Below are 24,040 nucleotides of genomic sequence, written 5' to 3'. Positions count from 1 at the left end.
GTTCGCCCCGTCGCGACGCCATGCACGCACTCTCGCCGCACCGGCCGAAAACCCGAGTACGTCCAGTACGAGGGCTTCCGGCCGGCACGCCGAGAGCACGCACCTGACGCCGCTCCTTCCGGGCAAACCCTGGCTGCCGCGGCACTAGTGCCGCGGCAGCCAAGGTCTGCGCGACGGGGCGGGCCCCGGCTGCCGCGCCGCTAGAAGTCGTCGTCGAAGGCGACCGTGCCCTCGACGGCCACCTGGTAGGCCGAGGGGCGCCGCTCGAAGAAGTTCGTCAGCTCCTGGACCCCCTGGAGCTCCATGAACGAGAACGGATTCTGCGATCCGTACACCGCCGGGAAGCCCAGCCGGGTCAGCCGCTGGTCGGCGACGCACTCCAGGTACGCGCGCATCGACTCGGTGTTCATGCCGGGCAGCCCGTCGCCGCACAGGTCGCGGCCGAACTGCAGCTCCGCCTCGACGGCCTCCTTCAGCATGTCGGTGACCTGCTGCCGGAGGGCGTCGTCGAACAGGTCCGGCTCCTCCTTGCGGACCGTGTCCACGACCTCGAACGCGAAGTTCATGTGCATGGTCTCGTCCCGGAACACCCAGTTGGTCCCCGTGGCGAGGCCGTGCAGCAGACCGCGCGAACGGAACCAGTACACGTACGCGAAGGCGCCGTAGAAGAACAGCCCCTCGATGCACGCCGCGAAGCAGATCAGGTTCAGCAGGAAGCGGCGGCGGTCCGCCTTCGTCTCCAGCCGGTCGATCGACTCCACCGAGTCCATCCACCGGAAGCAGAACTGGGCCTTCTCGCGGATCGACGGGATGTTCTCCACCGCCGCGAACGCCGCCGTCCGGTCGTCCGGGTCGGGCAGGTAGGTGTCGAGGAGCGTCAGATAGAACTGGACGTGCACGGCCTCCTCGAACAGCTGCCGCGACAGATACAGCCGCGCCTCGGGGGAGTTGATGTGCTTGTACAGCGTCAGCACCAGGTTGTTGGCGACGATCGAGTCACCGGTCGCGAAGAACGCCACCAGCCGCCCGATCAGGTGCTGCTCGGCCGGCGTCATCTTCGCGAGGTCCGCCACGTCGGAGTGGAGGTCGACCTCCTCCACGTGCCAGGTGTTCTTGATCGCGTCCCGGTAGCGCTCGTAGAAGTCCGGGTAGCGCATGGGCCGCAGGGTCAGTTCGAAGCCCGGGTCCAGCAGGTTCTTCTCGGTGTTCGTGGTGGTCATTACTGGCAGGCCTCGCAGGACTCGGGGTTTTCCAGGGAGCAGGCGATCGCGTCCGCGTCGGGCGCGGGTGCCTGCTCCGGGATCGGAGCGGCGGACGCGGCACGGGCGATCCGGGTCGCCGGGCGGGAGCGCAGGTAGTACGTCGTCTTCAGGCCCTGCTTCCAGGCGTACGCGTACATCGAGGAGAGCTTGCCGATCGTCGGCGTCTCCAGGAACAGGTTCAGCGACTGGCTCTGGTCGAGGAACGGCGTACGGGCCGCCGCCATGTCGATCAGACCGCGCTGCGGGATCTCCCACGCGGTGCGGTACAGCGCCCGCACGTCCTCGGGGATCCACGCGAAGCCCTGCACCGAGCCGTTCGACTCGCGCAGCGCCTCACGCGTCCGCGCGTCCCACACGCCGAGCCGCTTCAGCTCGTCCACCAGATAACCGTTGACCTGGAGGAACTCACCGCTCAGCGTCTCGCGCTTGAAGAGGTTGGAGACCTGGGGCTCGACGCACTCGTAGACCCCCGCGATCGAGGCGATCGTCGCGGTCGGGGCGATCGCCAGCAGCAGCGAGTTGCGCATCCCGGTCCTCGCGATCCGGGCGCGCAGCGCCTCCCAGCGCTCCGGCCAGTTCAGCTCGGTGTCGTAGTGGTCCGGGTGCAGCACCCCGCGGGCGGCCCGCGTCTCGGACCAGGCGGGCAACGGGCCGAGGGGGGTCCCCCCTGCACCGGAGCCTGTCGAAGGTGCTTGGGGGCGTTCCGCGAGGTCGCAGGACGCCTCGTAGGCCGCCAGCATGATGCGCTCGGAGATCTTCGTCGACAGGGCGCGGGCCTCGGGGGAGTCGAACGGCAGCCGCAGCCGGAAGAAGACGTCCTGGAGGCCCATGGCGCCCAGCCCCACCGGCCGCCAGCGGGCGTTGGACCGGCCGGCCTGCTCGGTCGGGTAGAAGTTGATGTCCACGACCCGGTCGAGGAAGGTCACCGCGGTGCGCACGGTGGCGTCGAGGCGCTCCCAGTCGATCGAGCCGCCGTCGACGAACGCCCCGAGGTTGACCGAGCCGAGGTTGCAGACGGCCGTCTCGCCGTCGTCGGTGACCTCCAGGATCTCGGTGCACAGGTTCGAGGAGTGCACGACCCGGCCCGGTTCGGCGGTCTGGTTCGCGGTGCGGTTGGAGGCGTCCTTGAACGTCATCCAGCCCTGGCCGGTCTGCGCCAGGGTCCGCATCATCCGGCCGTACAGCTCGCGGGCCGGCAGGGTCCTGCGGGCCAGGCCCTTCGCCTCGGCCGCCCGGTACGCGGCGTCGAAGTCGTCGCCCCACAGGTCGACCAGTTCCGGTACGTCCGCCGGGGAGAACAGCGACCAGTCGGAGTCCGCCTCGACCCGGCGCATGAACTCGTCCGGGATCCAGTGCGCCAGGTTCAGGTTGTGCGTGCGCCGCTGGTCCTCGCCCGTGTTGTCGCGGAGCTCCAGGAACTCCTCGATGTCCGCGTGCCAGGTCTCCAGGTAGACGGCGGCGGCGCCCTTGCGCCGGCCGCCCTGGTTCACGGCGGCGACGGAGGCGTCCAGCGTCTTGAGGAACGGCACGATGCCGTTGGAGTGCCCGTTGGTGCCGCGGATCAGCGAACCCCGGGCCCGGATGCGGGAGTACGAGAGGCCGATGCCGCCCGCGTGCTTCGACAGGCGCGCCACCTGGTGGTAGCGGTCGTAGATCGAGTCGAGCTCGTCCAGCGGTGAGTCCAGCAGGTAGCAGGAGGACATCTGCGGGTGCCGGGTGCCGGAGTTGAAGAGGGTGGGCGAGGAGGGCAGGTAGTCCAGCCGGCTCATCAGCCCGTACAGCGCGGCGACCTCGTCCAGCGCCCGCTCGGAGGTGTCCTCGGCGAGCCCGGAGGCGACCCGGAGCATGAAGTGCTGGGGCGTCTCGATGACCTGACGGGTGTGCGGGTGGCGCAGCAGGTAGCGGCTGTGCAGGGTGCGCAGCCCGAAGTAGCCGAAGCGGTCGTCGGCGCCGTCCGCGAGCGAACGCTCCACCAGCGCGTCCAGCGCGGCGGCGTGCAGCGTCACGAACTCGGCGGTGCGGTCCGCGATCAGGCCCTCGCGGTGGCCGACGGCGACGGACGCGGAGAACGAGGTGGCACCCTGCCCGGCGGCCTCCTCCGCGATGGACCGGGTGAGCAGGCGGGCGGCGAGCCGGGAGTAGGCCGGGTCCTCGGCGATGAGGCCCGCCGCGGCCTCGGTGGCCAGCGAGTGCAGCTCCGCCTCGTCGGACCGGGCGCTGCGGCCGCGCAGGGCGGCGGCGGCGACCCGGCCGGGGTCGGTGTCGGGCAGGTCGGCGGTGAGGCCGGTCAGGGTCCGCAGCAGTGCGGTGCCGGGCCCGTCGCTCGCGGATCCGGTCGCTTCGGACTCGGCCGTCTTCGGCGCTGTGGCCGGATCGGCTGGCGCGATGGTCACGGGGTGCTCTCCCTCGCTCGGCTCTGGGCCGGCGGGGAGCGGGGCAGCCGGGCAGGAGCGGGCCCGGGCGGGTCGGCACTCCGTGCGGCGTCCACCGGCCCATCCCACGAGGCCCGGACGTCTGGGCACCCGGTTCGGTCGAGCCGGATGCGCTGTCGGCAGGTCCTCGGACTCGCCGGTGCGCGAAAGCGCACCGGACACACCGTTGCGGGACAGTTCCGGATTCGCACCGGATTCCCCTGCGACGACAGCGAGCATGAGCATACATGTGGGGGCTGCCCGATCGGGCAGCCCCCACATCTTGTGTCGCGAGCGTCAGGCGTGGGCGGTCAGTGGCAGCCCGGCGCCCCCGCCGTGGCCGGCGGCAGCTCCGCCTCGACGCCCGGGTCGCCCACGTCCGCGGTGTAGTCGTCCGGAGCGGTCTCGTCGACCCCGGCGGGTGCCTTGACGGCGTTCAGGACGAAGGTCAGGACCACGGTGACCACGACGTTCAGCACGAAGGCCGTCAGGCCGATGTAGCCGATCTCGCCGATGCCCGGGATCTCCTCGGAGGACCCGCCGAAGTGCTTCTGCGTCGGGCTCGCGACCCCGTACGCGGCGGCCGTTCCGTAGATCATGCCGACCGCCCAGCCGGCGAGCAGCGCCCAGCGGTGGAACCACCGGGTGAACAGGCCGCCGACCAGCGCCGGCATCGTCTGGAGGATCCAGATCCCGCCGAGCAGCTGGAAGTTGATCGCGACCGTCTTGTCCATGGTGAGGACGAAGGCGAGCGCGCCGACCTTGACCAGCAGCGAGACCAGCTTGGAGACCTTGGTCTCCTGCTCGGGCGTCGCGTCGGGCTTCAGGAAGTCCTTGTAGATGTTGCGGGTGAACAGGTTCGCCGCGGCGATGGACATGATCGCGGCCGGCACCAGCGCGCCGATGCCGATGGCGGCGAACGCGACTCCCGCGAACCAGTCGGGGAACATGTCCTCGAACAGCTGGGGGATCGCCAGCTGGCCGTTGTCGACCTTCACGCCGGCGGCGATCGCCATGAAGCCGAGCAGCGCGAGCAGCCCCAGCATCAGCGAGTACAGCGGCAGGATGGTCGTGTTGCGGCGGATCACCTCGCGGCTGCGGCTGGAGAGCGTCGCCGTGATGGAGTGCGGGTACATGAACAGCGCCAGCGCGGACCCGAGCGCCAGGGTGGCGTAGCCCCATTGTCCCGCCGCGGCTGGTGCCAGGCTGCCGTTGCCCGTTTCGGTGAACTTGTCCTGGGCGGAGGCGAAGATGTCGTCGAAGCCGCCGAGCTCGATCGGGATGTAGATGATCGCCACGGCGATGACCAGGTAGATCAGCCCGTCCTTGACGAACGCGATCAGCGCGGGTGCCCGCAGGCCCGAGGAGTAGGTGTACGCGGCGAGCACCGCGAACGCGATGAGCAGCGGCAGGTCCTTGACGAACCAGTTGGTGTCCTTGCCGCCGCCGACGCCCATCACGTCCAGCACGGCCTGGATGCCCACGAGTTGCAGTGCGATGTACGGCATCGTGGCGAGGATGCCGGTGACCGCGACCGCCAGCGAGAGCCCCTTCGAGCCGAAGCGCCCGCGGACGAAGTCCGAGGTGGTGACGTAGCCGTGCTTGTGCGAGACCGACCACAGGCGCGGCAGGAAGGTGAAGATCAGCGGGTACACCAGGATGGTGTACGGCACCGCGAAGAAGCCGGACGCGCCCGCCGCGTAGATCGCCGCGGGGACGGCGACGAAGGTGTACGCGGTGTAGAGGTCGCCGCCGAGCAGGAACCAGGTGACCCAGGTGCCGAACGACCGTCCGCCCAGGCCCCATTCGTCGAGGCTGGCCTCGTTCTCGGCCTTGCGCCAGCGGGCGGCCATGAAACCCATGACCGTGACGGCCAGGAAGAAGAAGACGAAGACGCCGAGCGCGACGCCGTTCACGCCGTCCTTCATGCCGACGCACCCCCCTTGCGGGCGCGCTGGTCACGCTGCCACAGCTTGTACGCGACCATGGTCAGCGCGGTGGAGATCAGCACCCAGAGCATCTGGTACCAGTAGAAGAACGGGATGCCGATGAAGGTCGGGTCGATCTTCGCGTACGAACTCACCCAGAGCATCGCCACGAACGGCGCGATGAGACAGAGGGCGATGACCACCCGCAACGGCGTGACGGTGGGCGGTTTTCCTTCGGGTTCTTCGGGCATGGCGGCGACTCCGTCCCCTCGCTGATCACCTGTAATGCGCAGGAAATCTAGGCGAGGGTTCCGGCCACCGTCACCCCCTGTCCGCATTGCGGTCCGGCAACGGTCGTCGCGGACCGGCTGGATGGCCCCAATGGCGGCAAACATCCGGGAGTTGGTCCAGTCCAAGTCGGTGCGCCAGGGGGTGCGGAACGCCGAACGGCCCCCGGGGCGAGCCCGGGAGCCGTTCGAAGGGCACATGTGTACGGGGGGTCAGTCCAGCGGCCGCTTCAGGCGCGCCACGAACTTGTAGCGGTCGCCGCGGTAGACCGAGCGCACCCACTCGACCGGTTCGCCCTGCTCGTCCAGCGAGTGGCGGGAGAGCATCAGCATCGGCAGGCCCACGTCCGTGCCGAGCAGTCCGGCCTCGCGCGGCGTGGCCAGGGAGGTCTCGATGGTCTCCTCGGCCTCGGCCAGCCGGACGTCGTACACCTCGGACAGCGCGGTGTAGAGCGAGGTGTACTTGACCAGCGAACGGCGCAGCGCCGGGAAGCGCTTGGCCGAAAGGTGCGTGGTCTCGATGGCCATCGGCTCGCCGCTCGCCAGGCGCAGGCGCTCGATGCGCAGGACGCGTCCGCCGGCGCTGATGTCGAGCAGCCCGGCCAGGGTGTCGTCGGCGGTGACGTAGCCGATGTCCAGGAGCTGCGAGGCCGGTTCGAGCCCCTGGGCGCGCATGTCCTCGGTGTACGAGGTGAGTTGCAGGGCCTGGGAGACCTTCGGCTTGGCCACGAAGGTGCCCTTGCCCTGGATGCGTTCCAGCCGGCCCTCGACGACCAGCTCCTGGAGCGCCTGGCGCACGGTGGTGCGCGAGGTGTCGAACTCGGCGGCCAGGGTCCGTTCCGGGGGTACGGGGGTCCCCGGCGGCATGGTGTCCGTCATGTCGAGGAGATGTCGCTTCAGCCGGTAGTACTTCGGGACGCGCGCGGTGCGCGTCCCGGCGCCCGTGCCCGTCCCGTTCTCCGAACTGCCCCCGTCGGCACCCATGGCCCGCCTTCCCGACTGCTGCGCTGCTGCCGTCACCGGCTCCTCCGTCTGTCGCGGCTCACATGGTGGCACGGTCCGGTCACGGCTCGTCGCCCTCCCTCAGGTGTCGGTCCTATAACGGACGCGAGTGCACTTCTTATACACCCTTGACACCCCTAAAGGTCTAGGCCAAGCTCCCGGTACTGGTCTAAACCATTAAAGACCAGGTCCCAGCCCCAGCAGTACTCGTCGACGTTTTTTGCGCGGTGGGGGGAGGGGGTTGCAGCATCCCTGAGGAGGGTGGCGTGAAGCGCAAGCTCATCGCGGCGATCGGCGTCGCGGGCATGTTGGTTTCCATCGCGGCGTGTGGTTCGGACGACAAGGCGTCCTCGAAGGACCCGAAGGACCGCAAGGAAGACCTGACTGTCTGGCTCATGGGCGAGGCCCAGTCGACCTGGCCCGAACTGGTCAAGGACGTCAACGCCCAGTTCAAGAAGAAGTACCCGAACGTCACGGTCAAGGTCCAGTACCAGGGCTGGGCGGACAAGGTCAAGAAGCTCGACACCTCCCTCGGTGGCGACAAGTTCCCGGACGTTGTCGAGCTCGGCAACACCGAGACCATGCAGTACATCCTCAACGGTGCGCTCGGTGAGATCGACACCTCGAAGTACGAGAACTCGGACACCTGGATCAAGGGTCTGAAGGACACCTGCTCCTACGAGGGCAAGATCTACTGCGTTCCTTACTACGCCAGTGCCCGACTGGCGGTCTACAACAAGGACATGCTGAAGGCCGGCACCGGCAGCGACACCCTTCCGCAGACCGAGGACGAGTTCCTCAAGGCCATGGACAAGGTCCAGGCCCAGCTCGCGAAGAAGGACAAGCGCGCCTCGTCCCTGTACTACCCGGGCCGTTACTGGTACGCCGCCATGTCCTACGTCGCGGCCGAGGGCGGCCGGATCGCCACGTACGACGAGGGCTCGAAGGAGTGGAAGGCCAGCCTCTCCACCCCCGAGGCGCAGAAGGGCATCCAGCACTTCGTCGACCTGGTCAAGAAGTACAACAAGGCCGACCAGACGAAGGACGAGCAGGACCACGCCAACGTCATGGCCAACGAGAAGGCCGCGGTCATCTACGGCCAGGCCTGGGAGGCCGGCAGCGTCACCACGGGTGAGAACGGCAACCCCAAGCTGGAGGGCAAGATCGCCACGGCCGGTATGCCCGGCCCGAACGGCAAGGCGCTCCCGTCCTTCATCGGCGGCTCCGACCTCGCCACCATCTCCAAGTCCAAGGTCCAGGACCTCGGCCAGGAGTGGATCTCCCTGTTCACCAACGCGAAGTCCATGGACGTCCTCGCGTCGAAGAACATCCTCCCGAACAACGAGAAGCAGCTTGAGCCGCTGAAGGCCAAGCCCGAGACGGCCGCCATCGCCAACGCGGTGCCGGACGCCTGGTTCACGCCGATCGCTCCGGGCTGGGCCTCCATCGAGAAGGAGGAGATCCTGGAGAACATGCTCCTGGAGATCCTCAAGGGCACGTCCGTCGCCGACGCCACCAAGAAGGCCGACGGCGAGATCGACGCACTGATCAACAAGAAGGCCTGAGCCTTCTGATCGCCAGGCGGGGGCCCGGCACTGCGCCGGGCCCCCGCTCCCCTTAGCTCAAGAACGCCGTGTTTTCCGGGGACTTCCTCGGACCCGCGATGGAAGGTCAGCCACGTGACTGCCGCCGATACCAAGGCCGCCGGGCCACCGGTCCCCGTACCACGTGATCCCGAGGCGGACGGGAGCCCGCTGTCCGATCAGGGCGGCAACGGTCCCCTCAAGCAGAAGAGGAAGCGGAAGAAGGGCGAGCTCCTGCCCTATCTCCTGATCCTCCCGGCGATCGTGGCGATCGCCGCCGTCTACCTCTACCCGCTCGCCAAGACCGTCATCATGTCCTTCCAGGACATGGGCCGGCGCGAACTGTGGACCGGCGATCCCGCGCCCTGGGTCGGCTTCGACCAGTTCACCAACATCCTCGGTGACTCCGAGTTCTGGTGGGTGACCTTCCGCACCGTCGTCTTCATGGCCGTCTGCGTGACGCTGACCATGGGCATCGGCCTGCTGATCTCCCTGCTGATGCGCCGGCTGTCCAACTGGGTGCGGCTCATCCTGACCTTCTGCCTGATCGCCGCCTGGGCGATGCCGCTGATGGTCGCCGCCTCCATCTTCCGGTTCATGGCCGACTCCGACTACGGCCTCATCAACACCCTCATCGCGAAGGTCGCCGGCGACGACTGGCTCGGCCACAACTGGTACCTGGACCCGGTCCAGGGCTTCGCGATCATCACCCTCCTGGTGGTCTGGGGCGCCATCCCCTTCGTCGTCGTCACGCTGTACGCCGCCCTCACCCAGGTCCCCCAGGAACTGGAGGAGGCCGCCTCGCTCGACGGCGCCAGCAGCTTCGGCATCTTCCGCTACGTGACCTGGCCGGTCATCAAGCCGGTGTTCAGCATGGTCTCCACGCTGTCGGTGATCTGGGACTTCAACGTCTTCGGCCAGATCTGGCTGCTGCGCGGCAGCAAGCCCGAGCCGGAGTACGAGACCCTCGGCCTCTACTCCTACTCGAAGGCGTTCGAGTCCACCTCCTTCAGCCAGGGCAGTGCGATCGCCCTGATCACGGTGATCCTGCTGTCCGCGGTGGCCGTGTACTACCTGCGCCAGCTCATGAAGACGGGAGAGGTCGAATGAGCACCACGACCGACACACCACAGGTCCTGCGCCCGGACCGCAAGAAGAGCCGGGCCGGTCTGAACATCCTCGGCCTCGCCATCGCCCTGGTCATGGTCTTCCCGGTCTACTGGCTGGTCATCAGCGCCCTGCGGCCCAGCCGCGAGATCCGCTCCTACGACCAGACCCTGTGGCCCTCGTCGATCACCTTCGACAACTTCGTCCGGGCCGTGGACCAGCCGAACTTCGGCACCGCGGTCCAGTCCAGCCTGATCGTCTCCATCACCGCCGTCGTCGGCGGCATGGTCATCGCCACCCTGGCGGCCCTCGCCATCGGCCGGTTCCGCTTCTTCGGCCGCAAGCCCCTGGTCCTCATCCTCATCCTGGTCCAGATGCTGCCGCCGACGGCGATGCTCATCCCGATCTACGCCCAGCTCAACGCCATGGGCGGCATCGACGAGTACTGGAGCCTGATCGTCGTCTACCTGGTCTCCACCCTGCCGTTCGCGACGATCATGATCCGCGGCTTCGTGGTGAACATCCCGGTGGAGCTGGAGGAGTCCGCCATGGTGGACGGCTGCACCCGCTTCGGCGCCTTCCGCCGTGTGATCCTGCCGCTGCTCGCCCCCGGCCTCGCCGCCGCGTCGATCTTCGCACTGGTGAACGCGTGGAACGAGTACCTCTTCGCCTACATCCTGATCAACGACAACTCCAAGTACACGCTCAACGTGTGGCTGATGACGTTCACCAGTGAGCGCGGTACGGACTATGGCGCCCTGATGGCGGCGTCGACCATGATCGCTCTTCCGGTCGTCATCTTCTTCATGTTCGTGCAGAAGAAGATGGCAGCGGGTCTCACTTCCGGCGCCGTGAAGGGATAACGCCGCCCCATGACCACCCTCACATCCACCACGGACACCGTCACCCGTGACGCCCTCGCCGTGCTGCAGCCCGGCTTCACCGGCACCACGGCGCCCCCGTGGCTGCTGCGCCGGGTCGGCGAAGGCCTGTCCTCCGTCGGCCTGTTCGGCCGCAACATCGAGACGCCCGAACAGCTCGCCGCGCTCACCGCCCAGCTCAGGGCCGAACGTGACGACGTGCTCGTCGCCATCGACGAGGAGGGCGGCGACGTCACCCGCCTCGAGGTGCGGCACGGCTCCTCCTTCCCCGGCAACCTGGCGCTCGGGGCGGTCGACGACCCCGAGCTGACCCGGGCCGTCGCCCACGAGCTGGGCCGCCGGCTCGCCGAGTGCGGGGTCAACCTCAACTGGGCCCCGTCCGCGGACGTCAACTCCAACCCGGGCAACCCGGTCATCGGCGTCCGCTCCTTCGGCGCCGACCCCCAGCTGGTCGCCCGGCACACCGCCGCCTACGTCGAGGGCCTCCAGGCCGCCGGCGTCGCCGCCTGCACCAAGCACTTCCCGGGGCACGGCGACACCGCGGTCGACTCGCACCACGCGCTGCCGCGCATCGACGTCGACCTGGAGACCCTGCACGCCCGGGAGCTCGTGCCGTTCCGGGCCGCCATCGCGGCGGGCTCCAAGTCGGTGATGAGCGCGCACATCCTGCTGCCCGCGCTCGACCCGCACCGCCCGGCGACGCTCAGCCCGCAGATCCTGACCGGTCTGCTGCGCGAGGAGCTGGGGTACGAGGGCCTCATCGTGACCGACGCCGTGGAGATGCAGGCCATCGCCTCGACGTACGGGATCGAACACGGCTCCGTCCTCGCCGTCGCGGCCGGTGCCGACGCGCTCTGCGTCGGCGGCGGGCTCGACGACGACAGCACCGTGCTGCGGCTGCGCGACGCGCTGGTCGCGGCGGTGCGCTCCGGTGAACTTCCCGAGGAGCGGCTCGCCGACGCCGCCGCACGGGTCCGGGCCCTCGCGTCCTGGACGCGGGAGACCAGGGGGGCCGTACGGGAGCCGGGCGCGGCAGCACAGGAGGGGACCGCGCCCGGCACCGCGCGGAGCACCGGCATCGCGTCGGACATCGGCCTGGTCGCCGCCCGCCGCGCGGTGAAGGTGACCGGCACGGCGCAGCCGCTCACCGGTCCGGCGTACGTGGCCGCCTTCACCCCGGTCGCGAACATCGCGGTCGGCGACGAGACGCCGTGGGGCGTCGCGGCCGAGCTGGCCCGGCTCGTCCCGGGGACCGGGACCGACACGTACGACGGCGCGTCCGAGGCCCCGGCCGAGGCCGCGCTGCGGGCCGCGGGGGAGCGGCGCATCGTCGCCGTGGTCCGCGACGCGCACCGTCACGCGTGGATGAGCGAGGCCCTGGACGCGCTGCTCGCGGCGCGCCCGGACACGATCGTGGTCGAGATGGGCGTTCCCCAGGCCGAGCCCCGGGGAGCCCTGCACATCGCCACCCACGGCGCCGCCCGCGTCTGCGGCCGGGCGGCGGCGGAGATCATCGCCGGGGGCTGACCCACGGAAGACGAGAGGGCCGGAACACCGCGGTGGTGTCCCGGCCCTCTCGCGCATGACGAAAGACTACAGCCCCTGCCAGGCCGGCTTCGCCGCGTACGTGGCGCGGAAGTAGTCCGCCAGCTTCAGCTTCGACGCCGCGGCCTCGTCGACCACCACCGTCGCGTGCGGGTGCAGCTGGAGCGCCGAGGCGGGCACGATCGAGGCGACCGGTCCCTCGACCGTCGCCGCCACCGCGTCCGCCTTGCCCTCGCCCGTCGCGAGCAGGATCGGGTGGCGGGCCTCCAGGATCGTGCCGATGCCCTGGGTGATGACGTGGTGCGGCACCTGGTCGATGTCGTCGTCGAAGAAGCGCGCGTTGTCGACCCGGGTCTGCTCGGTGAGCGTCTTGATCCGGGTACGGGAGGCGAGCGAGGAGCACGGCTCGTTGAAGCCGATGTGCCCGTCGGTGCCGATGCCGAGCAGCTGGAGGTCCACCCCGCCGGCCTCGGCGAGCGCCCTGTCGTACGCCTCGCAGGCTGCCTGGACGTCCTCGGCGGAGCCGTCGGGGCCCATGAACGCGGCCTCGGAGAGACCGAGCGGCTCGACGACCTCGCGCAGCACCACGGACCGGTACGACTCCGGGTGGCCCGCCGGCAGCCCCACGTACTCGTCGAGCTGGCAGATGCGGGCGCGCGAGGCGTCCACGGCACCGGAGCGGACCTTCTCCGCGAGGGCCTGGTAGATGGGCAGCGGGGTAGAGCCGGTGGCAACGCCGAGAAGGGCGTCGGGCTTGCGGCTCAGCAGGGCGCCGATGGCCCCCGCGATCAGTTCGCCGCCTGCCTTGGCGTCCGGGACGATGACAACTTCCACGCGGGGCCTGCCGATCCGATCGAAGGTGAGGTGTGTGGTATAGACCAATCGAGGTTCTAATCTAGCAGATTCGGCCCGCCCCGACCCGGTCCGTACCGGCATGGCCCGTACCAGCACTCGGACGCCCCGCCGGGCCCCGGCCGCCCCGCCCGGCGGCCGGCCCCTCCGCGCCCGTGCTCGACCCGGTCCCACGCGGCGCGACCCCCGGGAGGCGCCGGACGTGTCCGCCGGCGGCCCGGCCGTGTCGTGTCCGGCGAGACGGCCGAGCGGCCCGCGGTGCCCCACCGCCTCCCGGCACGCGGCGCGCCCGCCATGGTCGACGACGTCTCGCCGGCGAGCGCCGTGGTGACCGGGGGCCGGGGCGTCGCGGAGGATCTCCGGACGCCGGCGTACGAGGTGGCGATCGGCCGGGTCCGGGACCCGGCCGCGCCGCGCGCGCTCGCGGAAACGCGGTCCGCACCGCGCGCATCAGGCCTCCGGACTCGCCCGCGCCGTGCGCGCTCGCGGAAATCGCGACAGCGGCAGCCCGGGCAGCCCGCCCGGCAGGACGCGCCGCGCGCGTTCGCGAAGGTCGTCGAAACCCGCTGAGGGGCGGGCGGCCCCGGAGAAACCGGCGGGCCGCGGCGCCGGGCCGGGACCCTCGGCCCGGCCGGCGTCGCGGCCCGGAGTGGGGCCGCCCTCGCGGGCGGCCGATCCGGCCGGCGGTGTGCGGTGCCCCCGGCCGGGGGGAGGCGCCTGCGCAGTCAGGGCAGAGAGCGCGGCCGCCTCGGTCCGCTCTCCTGTGCGGGGAGAGCGGAGGCTCCTACAGGAAGCATTGTGGACTAGACCATTACTCCCTGTCCATCCACGGGACACGCCGATGCCGGTCCTTCTTCTCCGCACGTACGGACGGGGCTTCCGGTTCGGACCGGCACGCATCCACGGGTACGCTCGCACACGTGCCCTCCATGAACGACCTCGTACGCCAGCACACCGCCCTGAGCGACACCGACCTCGAGTGGCTGCATCTGCTGGTCTCGGAGTGGCAGTTGCTCTCCGACCTCTCCTTCGCCGACCTCGTGCTGTGGGTCCCCACCCGCGACGGCACCCGCTACGTCTCCGTCGCCCAGATGCGGCCCAACACCGGCCCCACCTCCTATCAGGACGACATGGTCGGCCACCTGGTCCCGCGCGGCCGCCGTCCGCTCCTGGACGCCGCCCTGGACGAGGGCCGGATCGTGCGCGAGGGCGACCCGGAGTGGCGCGAGGAGGTCCCCGTACGGGTCGAGTCGATCCCCGTGCGCAGGGAGGGCCGGGTGCTCGGCGTCATCGCGCGCAACACCAACCTCCTCACCGTCCGCACCCCCTCGCGCCTGGAGCTCACCTACCTCCAGTCCGCGTCCGACCTCGCCCAGATGATCGCCGCCGGAGCCTTCCCCTTCCCCGGCCAGCAGGTCGACATGGACGCCTCCCCGCGCGTCGGCGACGGTCTCGTCCGGCTCGACGCCGACGGCGTCGTCCAGTACGCCAGCCCCAACGGCCTCTCCGCCTACCACCGCCTCGGCCTCGCCTCCGACCTCGTGGGCCACCATCTCGGCCAGATCACCGCCGAACTCGCCCCGTCCCGGGGCCCGGTGGACGAGGCCCTGGTCAAACTGGCCAGCGGTTACGCGCCCCGTGAGTTCGAGGTGGAGTGCGCGGGCGGGGTGATCCAGCTGCGCGCCATCCCGCTCAAGCCCAAGGGCGTCCGTATCGGCTCCCTGGTCCTCCTGCGCGACGTGACCGAACTGCGCCGCCGGGAGCGCGAGTTGATCACCAAGGATGCCACCATCCGGGAGATCCACCACCGGGTGAAGAACAACCTCCAGACGGTGGCCGCCCTGTTGCGGCTCCAGGCCCGCCGGATGGACTCCCCGCAGGGCCGCGAGGCGCTCAACGAGGCGGTCCGGCGCGTCGGTTCGATCGCCATCGTGCATGAGACGCTGTCCCAGAATCTGGACGAGCGGGTGGAGTTCGACGACATCGCGGACCGGGTGATCGCCATGGTCGCGGAGATCTCGCCGGGCAAGGTCACCTGCCGCCGCACGGGACGCTTCGGTGTGCTCGACGCCGAGGTGGCCACCCCGCTGTCGATGGTCCTCACCGAGGTCCTGCAGAACGCCCTGGAGCACGCCTTCTCCGTCGCGGAGTCCGGCACGGTCGAGGTCTCCGCCGTCCGGGGCGGCTCGCCCACCGAGGGGCGGCTGCTCATCACCGTCCAGGACGACGGCTGCGGTCTTCCGGAGGGGTTCGACCCGCAGAAGGCCGGCAATCTGGGCCTCCAGATCGTCCGCACGCTGGTCGAGGGCGAGCTGGGCGGCTCCTTCGGCATGGTGCCGGCGCCGGAGCGCGGCACGCAGGTCGTCCTCGACATCCCGGTCCGCAACGAGAAGTAGCGGACCTCCGCACCCGCCGGTCCCCGGACACGGCAGAGAGCCCGGACCGTTGGTGAACGGTCCGGGCTCTCTGGTCAAGCATGCGCTTGGTGGGGTACTGCGCGCTGCGACTCGGGGGCGGGGTGGTACGTACGCGCTGTACGCGCCGCCTGGCTCAGGTTCGTAGCGGTGGCGTCGGTCAGGCGCTGGCGTTGCGCGCCCGGTTGCGAGCGGCGCGGCGCTTCATCGCGCGGCGCTCGTCCTCGCTGAGGCCACCCCAGACGCCGGAGTCCTGGCCGGACTCGAGCGCCCACTGCAGGCACTGCTCCATGACGGGGCAGCGACGGCAGACGGCCTTGGCTTCCTCGATCTGCAGCAGCGCAGGACCGGTGTTGCCGATGGGGAAGAACAGCTCCGGGTCTTCCTCACGACAAACGGCGTTGTGACGCCAGTCCATGGCTGCTACCTCTCCTTGGTATTACGTACTGTGGCTTGTGAATGTGAACGCTTTCACGAATCCCCCCGCAGATGTGGGGCCGACTCCCAGATGAACTGGTTGTGGTCCTGTGAAGTGAGGAGGGGTTCTGGCTCTCAGTGGAGGCCGTTGTTGCGGGCCGTCCCGATCGCCATGTAGAGATTCGCAAACCTCGGCGGCGGATACAACCCCTTCAGGAAAGTTTTTTTTGATTCCTCGGTGTCGGCTAGGTCACAGCCGTACTTCTAGAGGGTGGAAGCCAGTCCAAACGTTCGAGTTAAAGGACTTTAGTCCCTTCCACTCACACAATCACACGCAGTGCACGGCGTACGCCTGTGAACGTCACACTCGTACGCACCCCCAGGTGGTCACCGTCCATCTGGAAGGGCAGTGGGACCTTTGAATGCAAGGTGAAGTCCGTGAGGTCGTGCCGTGAAACCGCGTGCTTGCCCCGGGGCCCCTTCTCCGGGCTCGACATGAGCAGCTGGGTGGCATACCTGCTGACCGCCGCCGTGGAGAGTTTCCGCAGGCCCAGCACGTCCAGGGCGGTGTCGAAGGAGGCCTGGGGGGCCGCGTACACCGGCCGGTTCCCCAGGTACGTCCAGGGGGCCGTGTTGCAGATCACGGAGAGCGCGAGATCGGTGACCGGGTCCTCGCCCGGCACGTCGAGCGTTATCACGCCCTGTCTCCGGTGCGGCTCGTCCAGGAACTGCCGGAGCACCTGGCGCACGTACAGGGCATGGGTCGAACGCTTGCCGCGCTCGCGCTGCTGTTCGACCCGGCCGACCACTCCGGCGTCGAACCCGAGGCCGGCGCAGAAGGTGAACCAGCGCTCCGGCACCGCTTCGTCCTCCGTGCCCGGCGTGCCGGCCGCGAGGCCCAGGCCCACCGTGCGCTCGGTCCGGTTCGCCAGCGCGTCCAGGATGGCGCCGGTCGCCTCCACCGCGTCGTTGGGGAGGCCCAGCGCGCGCGCGAAGACGTTGGTGGAGCCGCCGGGCACCACGGCGAGCTTCGGCAGGTTGTCGAGATCCGGACCCCGGTGCAGCAGGCCGTTCACGACCTCGTTGACCGTGCCGTCGCCGCCGAGCGCCACCACGAGATCGATGTCGTCGCTGTCGGCGGCCCGCCGCCCCAGGTCGCGGGCGTGCCCGCGGTACTCCGTGGAGACGGCCTCCAGCTTCATCTCGCTCGCCAGCGCGTGGATCAGCACGTCACGGGTCCGCGCACTGGTGGTGGTGGCGGCTGGATTGACCACAAGAAGTGCGCGCATGACTGCCAGCCTACCTACCGCGAAGTACACGCCTGAAGTCCTCCCCACCGGTCCTCACGCTCGGTGACGAGGGGGGAGCGGGCGGCGGCGCGGCGACCCCGGCTTTCCTTTCCGCCGGCCGGGATGCCAACCTGCAAGGGTGAGTACTCAGCAGAACGCGCCCTCGCCTGCCCCCTCGGCGGACCCGGCGAAGCCCGCCAGGATCACACTGGTGGCCGGGCTGAACGCGTTCGAAGGCGCAGCCCTCGTCATCGGCGGGATCTACATGCTGGTGAGGGGGCTGCTGGGCCGCCCCGACAGCCCCGAGCAGGCCGAGATGGGCGGGCTCACCGTGATCGCGCTCGGTCTGATCCCGCTCTTCGCCGCACGCGGTCTGCTGCGCCGGCGCAGCTGGAGCCGGGGCCCCGCGCTCATCACGCAGATCATCGCGCTGCCGGTGGCGTGGACGCTGCTGCGGTCCCACGGCGTGCTGATCCCGGCCGGGATCGTGCTCGCGGCGGCGGCGCTGACCGCGCTCTACCAGCTGGTCAGGCCCGCCACCATCGAGGCCCTGGGCATCCGCAGGCCGGGCACGGCGCCCGAAGCGGACGCCACCGACGCCTGACACACGCCGGAGGCCGCCGGGGGCACCCCGGCGGCCTCCTCGCGTACCGCGCCGCCTACTCCTCGACGAGCAGCCGCTCGCGCAGCTGCGCCAGCGTGCGGGCCAGCAGCCGCGAGACGTGCATCTGCGAGATGCCGACCTCCTGCGCGATCTGCGACTGGGTCATGTTGCCGAAGAACCGGAGCAACAGGATTCGCTTCTCCCGCGGCGGCAGGTCCTCCAGCAGCGGCTTCAGCGACTCCCGGTACTCGACGCCCTCCAGCGCCTCGTCCTCGGAGCCCAGGGTGTCCGCCACGGCCGGCGACTCGTCGTCCGTGTCCGGCACGTCCAGCGAGAGCGTGCTGTACGCGTTGGCCGATTCCAGCCCCTCCAGGACCTCCTCCTCGGAGATCCCCAGCCGCTCCGCCAGCTCGTGCACCGTGGGCGACCGGCCGTGCAGCTGGGAGAGCTCCGCCGTCGCCGAGGTCAGCGACAGCCGCAGCTCCTGGAGGCGGCGCGGCACCCGCACCGCCCAGCCCTTGTCGCGGAAGTGGCGCTTGATCTCCCCGACGACCGTCGGCGTCGCGTACGTCGAGAACTCGACGCCCCGCTCCGGGTCGAACCGGTCGACGGACTTGATCAGTCCGATCGTGGCGACCTGGGTCAGGTCGTCCAGCGGCTCCCCGCGGTTGCGGAAGCGGCGGGCCAGGTGCTCCACCAGCGGCAGGTGCATCCGCACCAGCCGGTTGCGCAGCTCGGCACGCTCCGGCGAACCGTCGGGGAGCTCGCGCAGCTCGATGAACAACGCCCGCGCCCCGCTGCGGTCGTTTGGATCGTGGTGCCCGTGCTCGCTCATCTGGCCTGCCCGCTCCGCCTGCGACTGCTCCACCGCGACCGTAATGCCGGCGGGCCCGTCCGCCCCGTCCACCGCACGGGGCAGGTCCGCCCCGTCCACCGGATGAGGCAGGGCCTGCTGTTCCGGGATGCCTGCCGCACGCACCACCCCGGGTCGGATCGTCTCGTCCCGCACAGGACCGTCCCCGTTCCCGTTGCTCACGCCGGCCCGGGTCCCGCGCCGCGCTGTTTGTACAGGCTGATGCTGACCGTACGGTCGTCGGCGACCGAGGAGTCGACCTTCCCGGCCAGGGCGGAGAGCACCGTCCAGGCGAAGGTGTCGCGCTCCGGGGCGCGGCCGTCCGTGGTCGGGGCCGCGACCGTCACCTCGAGTGAATCGTCGATGAGGCGGAACACGCAGCTGAGGACGGAGCCGGGCACGGCCTGCTGGAGCAGGATCGCGCAGGCCTCGTCGACCGCGATGCGAAGGTCCTCGATCTCGTCGAGAGTGAAGTCCAAGCGTGCTGCGAGACCGGCCGTGGCCGTGCGCAGCACCGACAGGTAGGCACCCGCAGCGGGCAGCCGGACCTCTACGAAGTCCTGATTCCCGGGCTCGCCTGCGATCTGGGACACCCTCACCTCCAAGGTGGCACAAACTCATTCGAGGTTCCGGGAAGAACGCCCGGAGCCATGCGGTACGTCTTCGGTTCTCGGTCCGGCGACGCTATCGCGATCCATGATGCCGTGTCGCCGGAACCCCCTCCCGCTGCTGTCACTCATGGTAGGCCCATGAGTACACACAGTGGCTAGGGGTCTGCGTTGCTCAATTACGAACAACAGGCGCCGGTTTGACGTACCCGGACCTCAGACGATCGAACCGTCGACAAAGCACCAACGCCAGTTCTCGCCGGGCTCGAAGCTCCGCATCACCGGGTGCCCGGTCCGCTCGAAGTGCCCCGTCGCGTGCCGTCCGGGCGACGAATCGCAGCAGCCGACATGGCCGCAGTCCAGGCACAGGCGCAGCTGCACGGGGTGGGTGCCGGCCGCCAGGCACTCGGGACAGGTCTCACCGCGGGGCGCGGGCTCGGGGCGCGGCAGGTCCGGTACATGGGGGCACACACTCATGAGGGCCAGGTTACGACGGATGCGAGGATCATGAGATGGACGCATTGCCCCTGGTGGCGCTGATCGCGGGCAGTGCCGCGACGGCGGGCCTCGCGCGCCGGACCCCGGTGCCGGCCCCTCTTCTCCTCGTGGCCGTCGGGCTGCTGGCCTCGTACGTGCCCGGGGTGCCGACGTACACCCTGGACGCGCACGTCGTGCTCCCCCTGCTGCTGCCGCCGCTGCTCTACACGGCCGCCGTGGACAGTTCCTACCTCGATCTGCGGGCCAACCTGCGGCCCGTGGCGCTGCTGTCGGTCGGTTACGTGCTGTTCGCCACGGTCGCGGTGGGCTGGCTGGCGTATCTCCTGGTGCCCGATCTGCCGCTGACCGCCGCGCTGGTGCTCGGTGCCGTGATCGCCCCGCCGGACGCCGTCACCGCCGCGGCCATCGCGCGCCGGGTGGGGCTGCCCGCGCGCGTCACGACGATCCTGCAGGGCGAGTCCCTGGTCAACGACGCCACCGCGATCACCGCGTACAAGGTGGCGCTCGCCGCCGCCGTGGGCGAGGGCGTCAGCTGGGGCGCGGGGGTCCGGGAATTCCTGCTGGCCTCGGTCGGCGGCATCGCGGTCGGTCTGCTGCTCATGGGCCCGCTGCACTGGCTGCGCACCCGTCTGAAGGAGCCGCTGCTCCAGAACACCCTGTCGCTGCTCATCCCGTTCGTGGCGTACGCGGCGGCCGAGCGCGTGCACGCCTCAGGGGTGCTCGCCGTGGTCGTCGTCGCGCTGTACCTGGGCCACCGCTCCTGGCAGGTCGACTTCGCCACCCGGCTCCAGGAGGCCGCCGTCTGGAAGATGGTCGCCTTCGTCCTGGAGTCCGCCGTGTTCGCCCTCATCGGCCTCCAGTTGCCGTTCGTGCTCAAGGGGCTCGGCACGTACTCCGTGACGGACGCCTTCGGCTACGCGGTGCTGGTCTTCCTGGCCGTCGTCGTGGTCCGCTTCGTCTGGGTCTACCCGGCGACCTACCTGCCCCGGTGGCTGTCGCGGCGCATCAGGGAGCGGGAACCGGGCACGGACTGGACCTCGCCGCTCATCGTCGGCTGGGCCGGGATGCGCGGGGTCGTCTCGCTCGCCATCGCCTTCTCCGTCCCGCTCGTCACGGCCGACGGCACGGCCTTCCCGGCCCGCAACCTGGTGCTCTTCCTGACGTTCACCACCGTGATCGGCACCCTGGTCGTCCAGGGGCTCACGCTGCCGCTCCTGGTGCGGGTGCTGAAGCTCCCGGGCCGGGACCGGCAGACCGAGACCCTCGCCGAGGCGCAGGCCCAGAACGAGGCGTCCGCGGCCGCCGAGGCCCGCCTGGACGAGCTGCTCGCCGACGAGCGCAACCGGCTGCCCCAGCCGCTGGCCGACCGCCTGCGCACCGCGTTGGAGCGCCGCCGCAACGCCGTGTGGGAACGGCTCGGCGCGGCCAACCCGGTCACCGGCGAGTCGGCCGACGACACCTACCGGCGACTGGCCGGCGAGATGATCGAGGCGGAGCGTGAGGTCTTTGTACGGCTGCGGGACGAGCGCAGGATCGACGACGAGATGATGCGGACGCTGCTGCGCCGCCTGGACCTGGAGGAGGCGGCGGCCTACCGGGAGGACGCGGGCGGCTGATCGTCGTCCGGCTCGTCGGGGCGGCCGGTGATCACGGCCGCGACCGTACTGCCGGCGGGGAAGGCGCCCTCCTCGGCCAGCACGGTGAGCGCGTGCAGCATTTTGGCCACATACAGCCGCTCCACGGGCAGTCCGTGGCGGTCCTCGAAATCCTTTGCGAACGCGTGCAGGGCGGGTGTCGTACGGGCGTACCCGCCGAAGTGGAACCGTTCGTCCAGCCACCAGTCGCCGGCCGGACCGCCGAACGCCTCCCGCTGGAGCTCCCGCACCGCATCGCCCAGGAAGCCGCCGCGCAGGACCGGAACGCCGAGGGCGCGCTGCCCCGGCGCGAGGCCGGCGGCCAGCCCGGCCAGGGTGCCGCCGGTGCCGCAGGCCACCGCCGCCACGTCGGCCACGCCCCGCAGTTCGTGCCCGAGCGCGGCGCACCCCCGGGCCGCGAGGGCGTTGCTGCCGCCCTCCGGGACGACCTCGCAGTCCCCGTACAGGCTCAGCAGCCCGGCCAGGACCGCCGGATCGTTCTTGGTGCGGTAGGCCGCCCGGTCCACGAAGTGCAGCCGCATGCCGTCGGCCGCGCACCGGGCGAGCGAGGGGTTGAGGGGGCGGTGCGCCAGTTCCTCGCCGCGTACGACGCCGATCGTGCGGAATCCCAGCAGCCGGCCCGCGGCGGCGGTGGCCCGCAGGTGGTTGGAGTACGCGCCGCCGAAGGTCAGTACGGGACGCCCGGCGGCGGCCGCCAGATTGGGCGCGAGTTTGCGCCATTTGTTGCCCGGCAGGTCCGGGTGGATCAGGTCGTCGCGCTTGAGCAGCAGCGTCACGCCGTGCCGGGCGAAGCGCTCGTCCTCGGCCCGCTGCACGGGCGACGGGAGCACCGGGCGCAGCCGGGAGAGGCCGGGCGGGTCGGGAAGCGGGGCGGACATGCCCTCCATTGTGGGCGCACGCCCGGCGGGCTACTTGAGGCGGTCGTGGATACGGGCCCGCATGTCGTCCATCTCGAAGCCGCGCGGGTCCACCTTGCCGGGCTGCCACTCGCGGTGGCCGATGACCGACCGGGCCGTCCAGCCGTGGTGCCGGCAGATGGCCGCCGAGACCTTCTCGATGGCTTCGAGCTGGACGTCGGGCCAGGGGTCCTCGCCGTCGCCGAGGTTCTCGCACTCGAAGCCGTAGAAGTGCCGGTTCCCGTCGGTGTTGGCCTCGTTGTCGTGGGGCAGGCGCTTCTTCTCCGCGACGACGGCGCGCAGGACGTCGTCGTCGCCCATGCCCGCGTGGTTGGTCCGTCCGTAGCCGACCAGGTGGATCCGGCCGTCCTTGGCGATGACGCCGTGGCACAGCGGCCCCGGCAGGCCGGGGTGGCCGTCGCGGCACATCCGCACGGTGGCGGCGGTCCCCCTGGTGACGGAGTGATGGATCATCACCCCGTTGACCGGGCCCCAGGGCCCCTTGTGATTGCGGTTGTGGCCGCGCCAGCCGCCGACCTCGACGACGGTGAGTCCTTCCTTCTTGAGGGCGGCGAGGAAAGCGCTCGCGGACATGGGTGAGGACATGGCCGGCTCCTTGGGTGCGTGGGGGAGGGTGTCCTTGGAGCGCTTCTACCCGGCCGGAAGGGCCCCGGACCAGTCGCGGAACGACTGCGGGGCCCTGTTCGGACGCTGTGCGAGCCGATTCGGCCAACTCGGCGCGTATGGGTGGATCAGGAGGCGAGCCACAGGTCGGGGCCGAACACCTCGTAGTGGATGTCGGACGCGGGGACGCCCTTGGCGAGCAGCTGGGTGCGCACCGACCGCATGAAGGGCAGCGGACCGCAGAGGTAGGCGTGCGTGCCCGGCGGGACGTCGAGGCCGCTCAGGTCGACGAGTCCGGTGCGGTCGGCGGGGTGGCCGTCGGCCGGGTTCTCGTACCAGAAGTGGGCCGCGGCGTCGGGGAGCTTGGCCGTGAGCGCCGTGTGGTCGGTGCGCAGCGCGTGGTCGGCGGGGGAGCGGTCGCCGTGCACCACGGTGACCGGGGCGCGGTGCCCGGTCTCGGCGAGGTGCTCCAGCATCGACAGGATCGGGGTGCAGCCGATGCCCGCGGAGGCGAGCAGCAGCGGGGCGTCGTCGGACTTCAGCACGAGGTCGCCGTACGGGGCGGAGACCCGGAGCCGGTCACCGGCGCGGACGTGGTCGTGCAGGTGGCGGGAGACCTCGCCGTCCGGGGTGTCGCCGCCGCGCACCCGCTTGACCGTGATCGAGCGGAGCGCCGAGCCCGGGGCGCCGGAGAGGCTGTACTGGCGTATCTGGCGGGCCCCGTCGGGGAGTTCGACCTGTACGGAGACGTACTGGCCGGGACGGAAGGCGGGGGCCGGCGAGCCGTCGGCCGGGCGGAGGTCGAACCGGGCGACGTCGTCGGTCTCCTCGGTGCGCGAGACGACCTCCCACTCGCGCCAGACGTCACCGGCGACGACGCCCTGCTCCGCGTACAGCCGCTCCTCGATGGCGATCAGGGCGTTGGCCATCAGCCAGTAGACCTCGTCCCAGGCGGCGGCGACCTCGGGGGTCACCGCGTCGCCGAGGACCTCGGCTATCGCGGCGAACAGGTGGGTGTGGACGACCTCGTACTGGGCCGGGGTGACACCGAGCGAGGCGTGCTTGTGCGCGATCCGGCCGAGCATCACGTCGGGGCGGGTGTCGGGCCGCTCGACCAACTGGGTCGCGAACGCGGCGATGGAGCCGGCGAGTGCCTGGCGCTGGGCGCCGGACGCCTGGTTGCCGCGGTTGAACAGGTCGCGCAGCAGCTCCGGGTGGGCGTCGAACAGCTTGCGGTAGAAGAGATCGGCGATGTCCCCGATGGCCGCGCCGACGGCGGGGAGGGTGGCGCGGACGGTGGCGGTGGACGACTCGGAGAGCATCG

The 24,040-nt window shown here is 70.6% G+C and carries 21 protein-coding genes and 1 riboswitch; of the genes, 7 read left to right on the top strand and 14 right to left on the bottom strand.

Annotated elements, in window-relative coordinates; translation table 11 throughout:
• Positions 1-200: 200 nt before the first annotated feature.
• The 5 genes from ABZ564_RS20335 to ABZ564_RS20315 form a co-directional block, all read right to left on the bottom strand.
• Complete coding sequence (locus tag ABZ564_RS20335) at positions 201-1,220, bottom strand: ribonucleotide-diphosphate reductase subunit beta (RefSeq protein WP_360858077.1); 1,020 nt, start codon at positions 1,218-1,220, stop codon at positions 201-203.
• On the bottom strand, positions 1,220-3,655 hold the full coding sequence (locus ABZ564_RS20330) for a ribonucleoside-diphosphate reductase subunit alpha (protein ID WP_360858074.1): 2,436 nt from the start codon (positions 3,653-3,655) through the stop codon (positions 1,220-1,222). Before ABZ564_RS20330 ends, ABZ564_RS20335 begins: the two co-directional genes overlap by 1 nt.
• Positions 3,656-3,794: 139 nt before the next feature.
• Positions 3,795-3,926, bottom strand: a riboswitch (cobalamin riboswitch).
• Between the two features lie 58 nt (positions 3,927-3,984).
• The gene (gene mctP, locus ABZ564_RS20325; RefSeq protein WP_360858072.1) at positions 3,985-5,601 is read right to left on the bottom strand and encodes a monocarboxylate uptake permease MctP; all 1,617 of its coding nucleotides are present in this window, start codon (positions 5,599-5,601) and stop codon (positions 3,985-3,987) included.
• On the bottom strand, positions 5,598-5,852 hold the full coding sequence (locus ABZ564_RS20320) for a DUF3311 domain-containing protein (protein ID WP_360858070.1): 255 nt from the start codon (positions 5,850-5,852) through the stop codon (positions 5,598-5,600). Before ABZ564_RS20320 ends, mctP begins: the two co-directional genes overlap by 4 nt.
• Before the next feature lie 249 nt (positions 5,853-6,101).
• The gene (locus ABZ564_RS20315) at positions 6,102-6,872 is read right to left on the bottom strand and encodes a GntR family transcriptional regulator (protein WP_360858092.1); all 771 of its coding nucleotides are present in this window, start codon (positions 6,870-6,872) and stop codon (positions 6,102-6,104) included.
• A 284-nt stretch (positions 6,873-7,156) separates the two neighbouring features.
• Between ABZ564_RS20315 and ABZ564_RS20310 the strand changes: the two genes are divergently transcribed.
• From ABZ564_RS20310 to ABZ564_RS20295, 4 genes are all read left to right on the top strand, one after another.
• The gene (locus ABZ564_RS20310; protein WP_360858067.1) at positions 7,157-8,455 is read left to right on the top strand and encodes a sugar ABC transporter substrate-binding protein; all 1,299 of its coding nucleotides are present in this window, start codon (positions 7,157-7,159) and stop codon (positions 8,453-8,455) included.
• Between the two features lie 114 nt (positions 8,456-8,569).
• Positions 8,570-9,583, top strand: coding sequence for an ABC transporter permease subunit (locus ABZ564_RS20305; protein ID WP_360858064.1), 1,014 nt, complete (start codon positions 8,570-8,572; stop codon positions 9,581-9,583).
• Complete coding sequence (locus ABZ564_RS20300) at positions 9,580-10,443, top strand: carbohydrate ABC transporter permease (RefSeq protein ID WP_360858061.1); 864 nt, start codon at positions 9,580-9,582, stop codon at positions 10,441-10,443. The genes ABZ564_RS20305 and ABZ564_RS20300 overlap by 4 nt, the downstream gene beginning before the upstream one ends.
• Before the next feature lie 9 nt (positions 10,444-10,452).
• The gene (locus ABZ564_RS20295; protein WP_360858058.1) at positions 10,453-11,988 is read left to right on the top strand and encodes a glycoside hydrolase family 3 protein; all 1,536 of its coding nucleotides are present in this window, start codon (positions 10,453-10,455) and stop codon (positions 11,986-11,988) included.
• A 66-nt stretch (positions 11,989-12,054) separates the two neighbouring features.
• Here ABZ564_RS20295 and nagB read toward each other — a convergent pair whose 3' ends face one another.
• Positions 12,055-12,840, bottom strand: coding sequence for a glucosamine-6-phosphate deaminase (gene nagB / locus ABZ564_RS20290; protein WP_360858056.1), 786 nt, complete (start codon positions 12,838-12,840; stop codon positions 12,055-12,057).
• 947 nt (positions 12,841-13,787) lie between these two features.
• Between nagB and ABZ564_RS20285 the strand changes: the two genes are divergently transcribed.
• Positions 13,788-15,254, top strand: a complete 1,467-nt coding sequence (locus tag ABZ564_RS20285; protein WP_360858090.1) for a histidine kinase N-terminal domain-containing protein — start codon at positions 13,788-13,790, stop codon at positions 15,252-15,254.
• Positions 15,255-15,432: 178 nt separating this feature from the next.
• Here the strand turns inward: ABZ564_RS20285 and ABZ564_RS20280 are convergent, their stop codons facing one another.
• A complete protein-coding gene (locus tag ABZ564_RS20280; protein ID WP_003953983.1) occupies positions 15,433-15,690 on the bottom strand; it encodes a WhiB family transcriptional regulator in 258 nt (85 codons plus the stop codon).
• Between the two features lie 319 nt (positions 15,691-16,009).
• Positions 16,010-16,978: a diacylglycerol kinase family protein gene (locus tag ABZ564_RS20275; protein ID WP_360858053.1), complete on the bottom strand. Its 969-nt coding sequence runs from the start codon at positions 16,976-16,978 to the stop codon at positions 16,010-16,012.
• A 211-nt stretch (positions 16,979-17,189) separates the two neighbouring features.
• Between ABZ564_RS20275 and ABZ564_RS20270 the strand changes: the two genes are divergently transcribed.
• On the top strand, positions 17,190-17,582 hold the full coding sequence (locus ABZ564_RS20270; protein WP_360858088.1) for a hypothetical protein: 393 nt from the start codon (positions 17,190-17,192) through the stop codon (positions 17,580-17,582).
• Between the two features lie 55 nt (positions 17,583-17,637).
• Here ABZ564_RS20270 and ABZ564_RS20265 read toward each other — a convergent pair whose 3' ends face one another.
• From ABZ564_RS20265 to ABZ564_RS20255, 3 genes are all read right to left on the bottom strand, one after another.
• Positions 17,638-18,591 (bottom strand): RNA polymerase sigma factor SigF, encoded by a 954-nt coding sequence (locus ABZ564_RS20265; RefSeq protein WP_360858086.1) that lies wholly within the window; start codon positions 18,589-18,591, stop codon positions 17,638-17,640.
• A 23-nt stretch (positions 18,592-18,614) separates the two neighbouring features.
• A complete protein-coding gene (locus ABZ564_RS20260; protein ID WP_018105584.1) occupies positions 18,615-19,028 on the bottom strand; it encodes an anti-sigma regulatory factor in 414 nt (137 codons plus the stop codon).
• Between the two features lie 231 nt (positions 19,029-19,259).
• Positions 19,260-19,520, bottom strand: coding sequence for a UBP-type zinc finger domain-containing protein (locus tag ABZ564_RS20255; RefSeq protein WP_360858050.1), 261 nt, complete (start codon positions 19,518-19,520; stop codon positions 19,260-19,262).
• A 35-nt stretch (positions 19,521-19,555) separates the two neighbouring features.
• Between ABZ564_RS20255 and ABZ564_RS20250 the strand changes: the two genes are divergently transcribed.
• Positions 19,556-21,157: a Na+/H+ antiporter gene (locus ABZ564_RS20250; protein WP_360858047.1), complete on the top strand. Its 1,602-nt coding sequence runs from the start codon at positions 19,556-19,558 to the stop codon at positions 21,155-21,157.
• On the opposite strand, the gene ABZ564_RS20245 is transcribed toward ABZ564_RS20250, so the two are convergent.
• The 3 genes from ABZ564_RS20245 to ABZ564_RS20235 all read right to left on the bottom strand — a co-directional run bounded on the left by ABZ564_RS20245 (position 21,133) and on the right by ABZ564_RS20235 (position 24,038).
• Positions 21,133-22,074 (bottom strand): pyridoxal-phosphate dependent enzyme, encoded by a 942-nt coding sequence (locus tag ABZ564_RS20245; protein ID WP_360858044.1) that lies wholly within the window; start codon positions 22,072-22,074, stop codon positions 21,133-21,135. The genes ABZ564_RS20250 and ABZ564_RS20245 overlap by 25 nt on opposite strands.
• Positions 22,075-22,104: 30 nt before the next feature.
• Entirely contained in the window at positions 22,105-22,698 is a 594-nt protein-coding gene (locus ABZ564_RS20240; RefSeq protein ID WP_360858041.1) for an N-acetylmuramoyl-L-alanine amidase, read from the bottom strand.
• 146 nt (positions 22,699-22,844) lie between these two features.
• Entirely contained in the window at positions 22,845-24,038 is a 1,194-nt protein-coding gene (locus tag ABZ564_RS20235) for a globin domain-containing protein (protein ID WP_360858038.1), read from the bottom strand.
• Between the last annotated feature and the right edge of the window lie 2 nt (positions 24,039-24,040).

The organism is Streptomyces sp. NPDC019224 (assembly GCF_040632605.1).
Lineage (GTDB): Bacteria > Actinomycetota > Actinomycetes > Streptomycetales > Streptomycetaceae > Streptomyces.
Note: the sequence above shows the minus strand (reverse complement) of the source record. Positions and strands in the feature narration are given on the sequence as shown.

What these genes read in the sequence shown, in the direction of transcription:
- ABZ564_RS20335 (WP_360858077.1), bottom strand. Translation starts at nt 1,220, where the DNA reads ATGACCACCACGAACACCGAGAAGAACCTGCTGGACCCGGGCTTCGAA.
- mctP (WP_360858072.1), bottom strand. Translation starts at nt 5,601, where the DNA reads ATGAAGGACGGCGTGAACGGCGTCGCGCTCGGCGTCTTCGTCTTCTTC.
- ABZ564_RS20320 (WP_360858070.1), bottom strand. Translation starts at nt 5,852, where the DNA reads ATGCCCGAAGAACCCGAAGGAAAACCGCCCACCGTCACGCCGTTGCGG.
- ABZ564_RS20315 (WP_360858092.1), bottom strand. Translation starts at nt 6,872, where the DNA reads ATGGGTGCCGACGGGGGCAGTTCGGAGAACGGGACGGGCACGGGCGCC.
- ABZ564_RS20300 (WP_360858061.1), top strand. Translation starts at nt 9,580, where the DNA reads ATGAGCACCACGACCGACACACCACAGGTCCTGCGCCCGGACCGCAAG.
- ABZ564_RS20295 (WP_360858058.1), top strand. Translation starts at nt 10,453, where the DNA reads ATGACCACCCTCACATCCACCACGGACACCGTCACCCGTGACGCCCTC.
- ABZ564_RS20285 (WP_360858090.1), top strand. Translation starts at nt 13,788, where the DNA reads ATGAACGACCTCGTACGCCAGCACACCGCCCTGAGCGACACCGACCTC.
- ABZ564_RS20280 (WP_003953983.1), bottom strand. Translation starts at nt 15,690, where the DNA reads ATGGACTGGCGTCACAACGCCGTTTGTCGTGAGGAAGACCCGGAGCTG.
- ABZ564_RS20275 (WP_360858053.1), bottom strand. Translation starts at nt 16,978, where the DNA reads ATGCGCGCACTTCTTGTGGTCAATCCAGCCGCCACCACCACCAGTGCG.
- ABZ564_RS20255 (WP_360858050.1), bottom strand. Translation starts at nt 19,520, where the DNA reads ATGAGTGTGTGCCCCCATGTACCGGACCTGCCGCGCCCCGAGCCCGCG.
- ABZ564_RS20250 (WP_360858047.1), top strand. Translation starts at nt 19,556, where the DNA reads ATGGACGCATTGCCCCTGGTGGCGCTGATCGCGGGCAGTGCCGCGACG.
- ABZ564_RS20245 (WP_360858044.1), bottom strand. Translation starts at nt 22,074, where the DNA reads ATGTCCGCCCCGCTTCCCGACCCGCCCGGCCTCTCCCGGCTGCGCCCG.
- ABZ564_RS20240 (WP_360858041.1), bottom strand. Translation starts at nt 22,698, where the DNA reads ATGTCCTCACCCATGTCCGCGAGCGCTTTCCTCGCCGCCCTCAAGAAG.
- ABZ564_RS20235 (WP_360858038.1), bottom strand. Translation starts at nt 24,038, where the DNA reads ATGCTCTCCGAGTCGTCCACCGCCACCGTCCGCGCCACCCTCCCCGCC.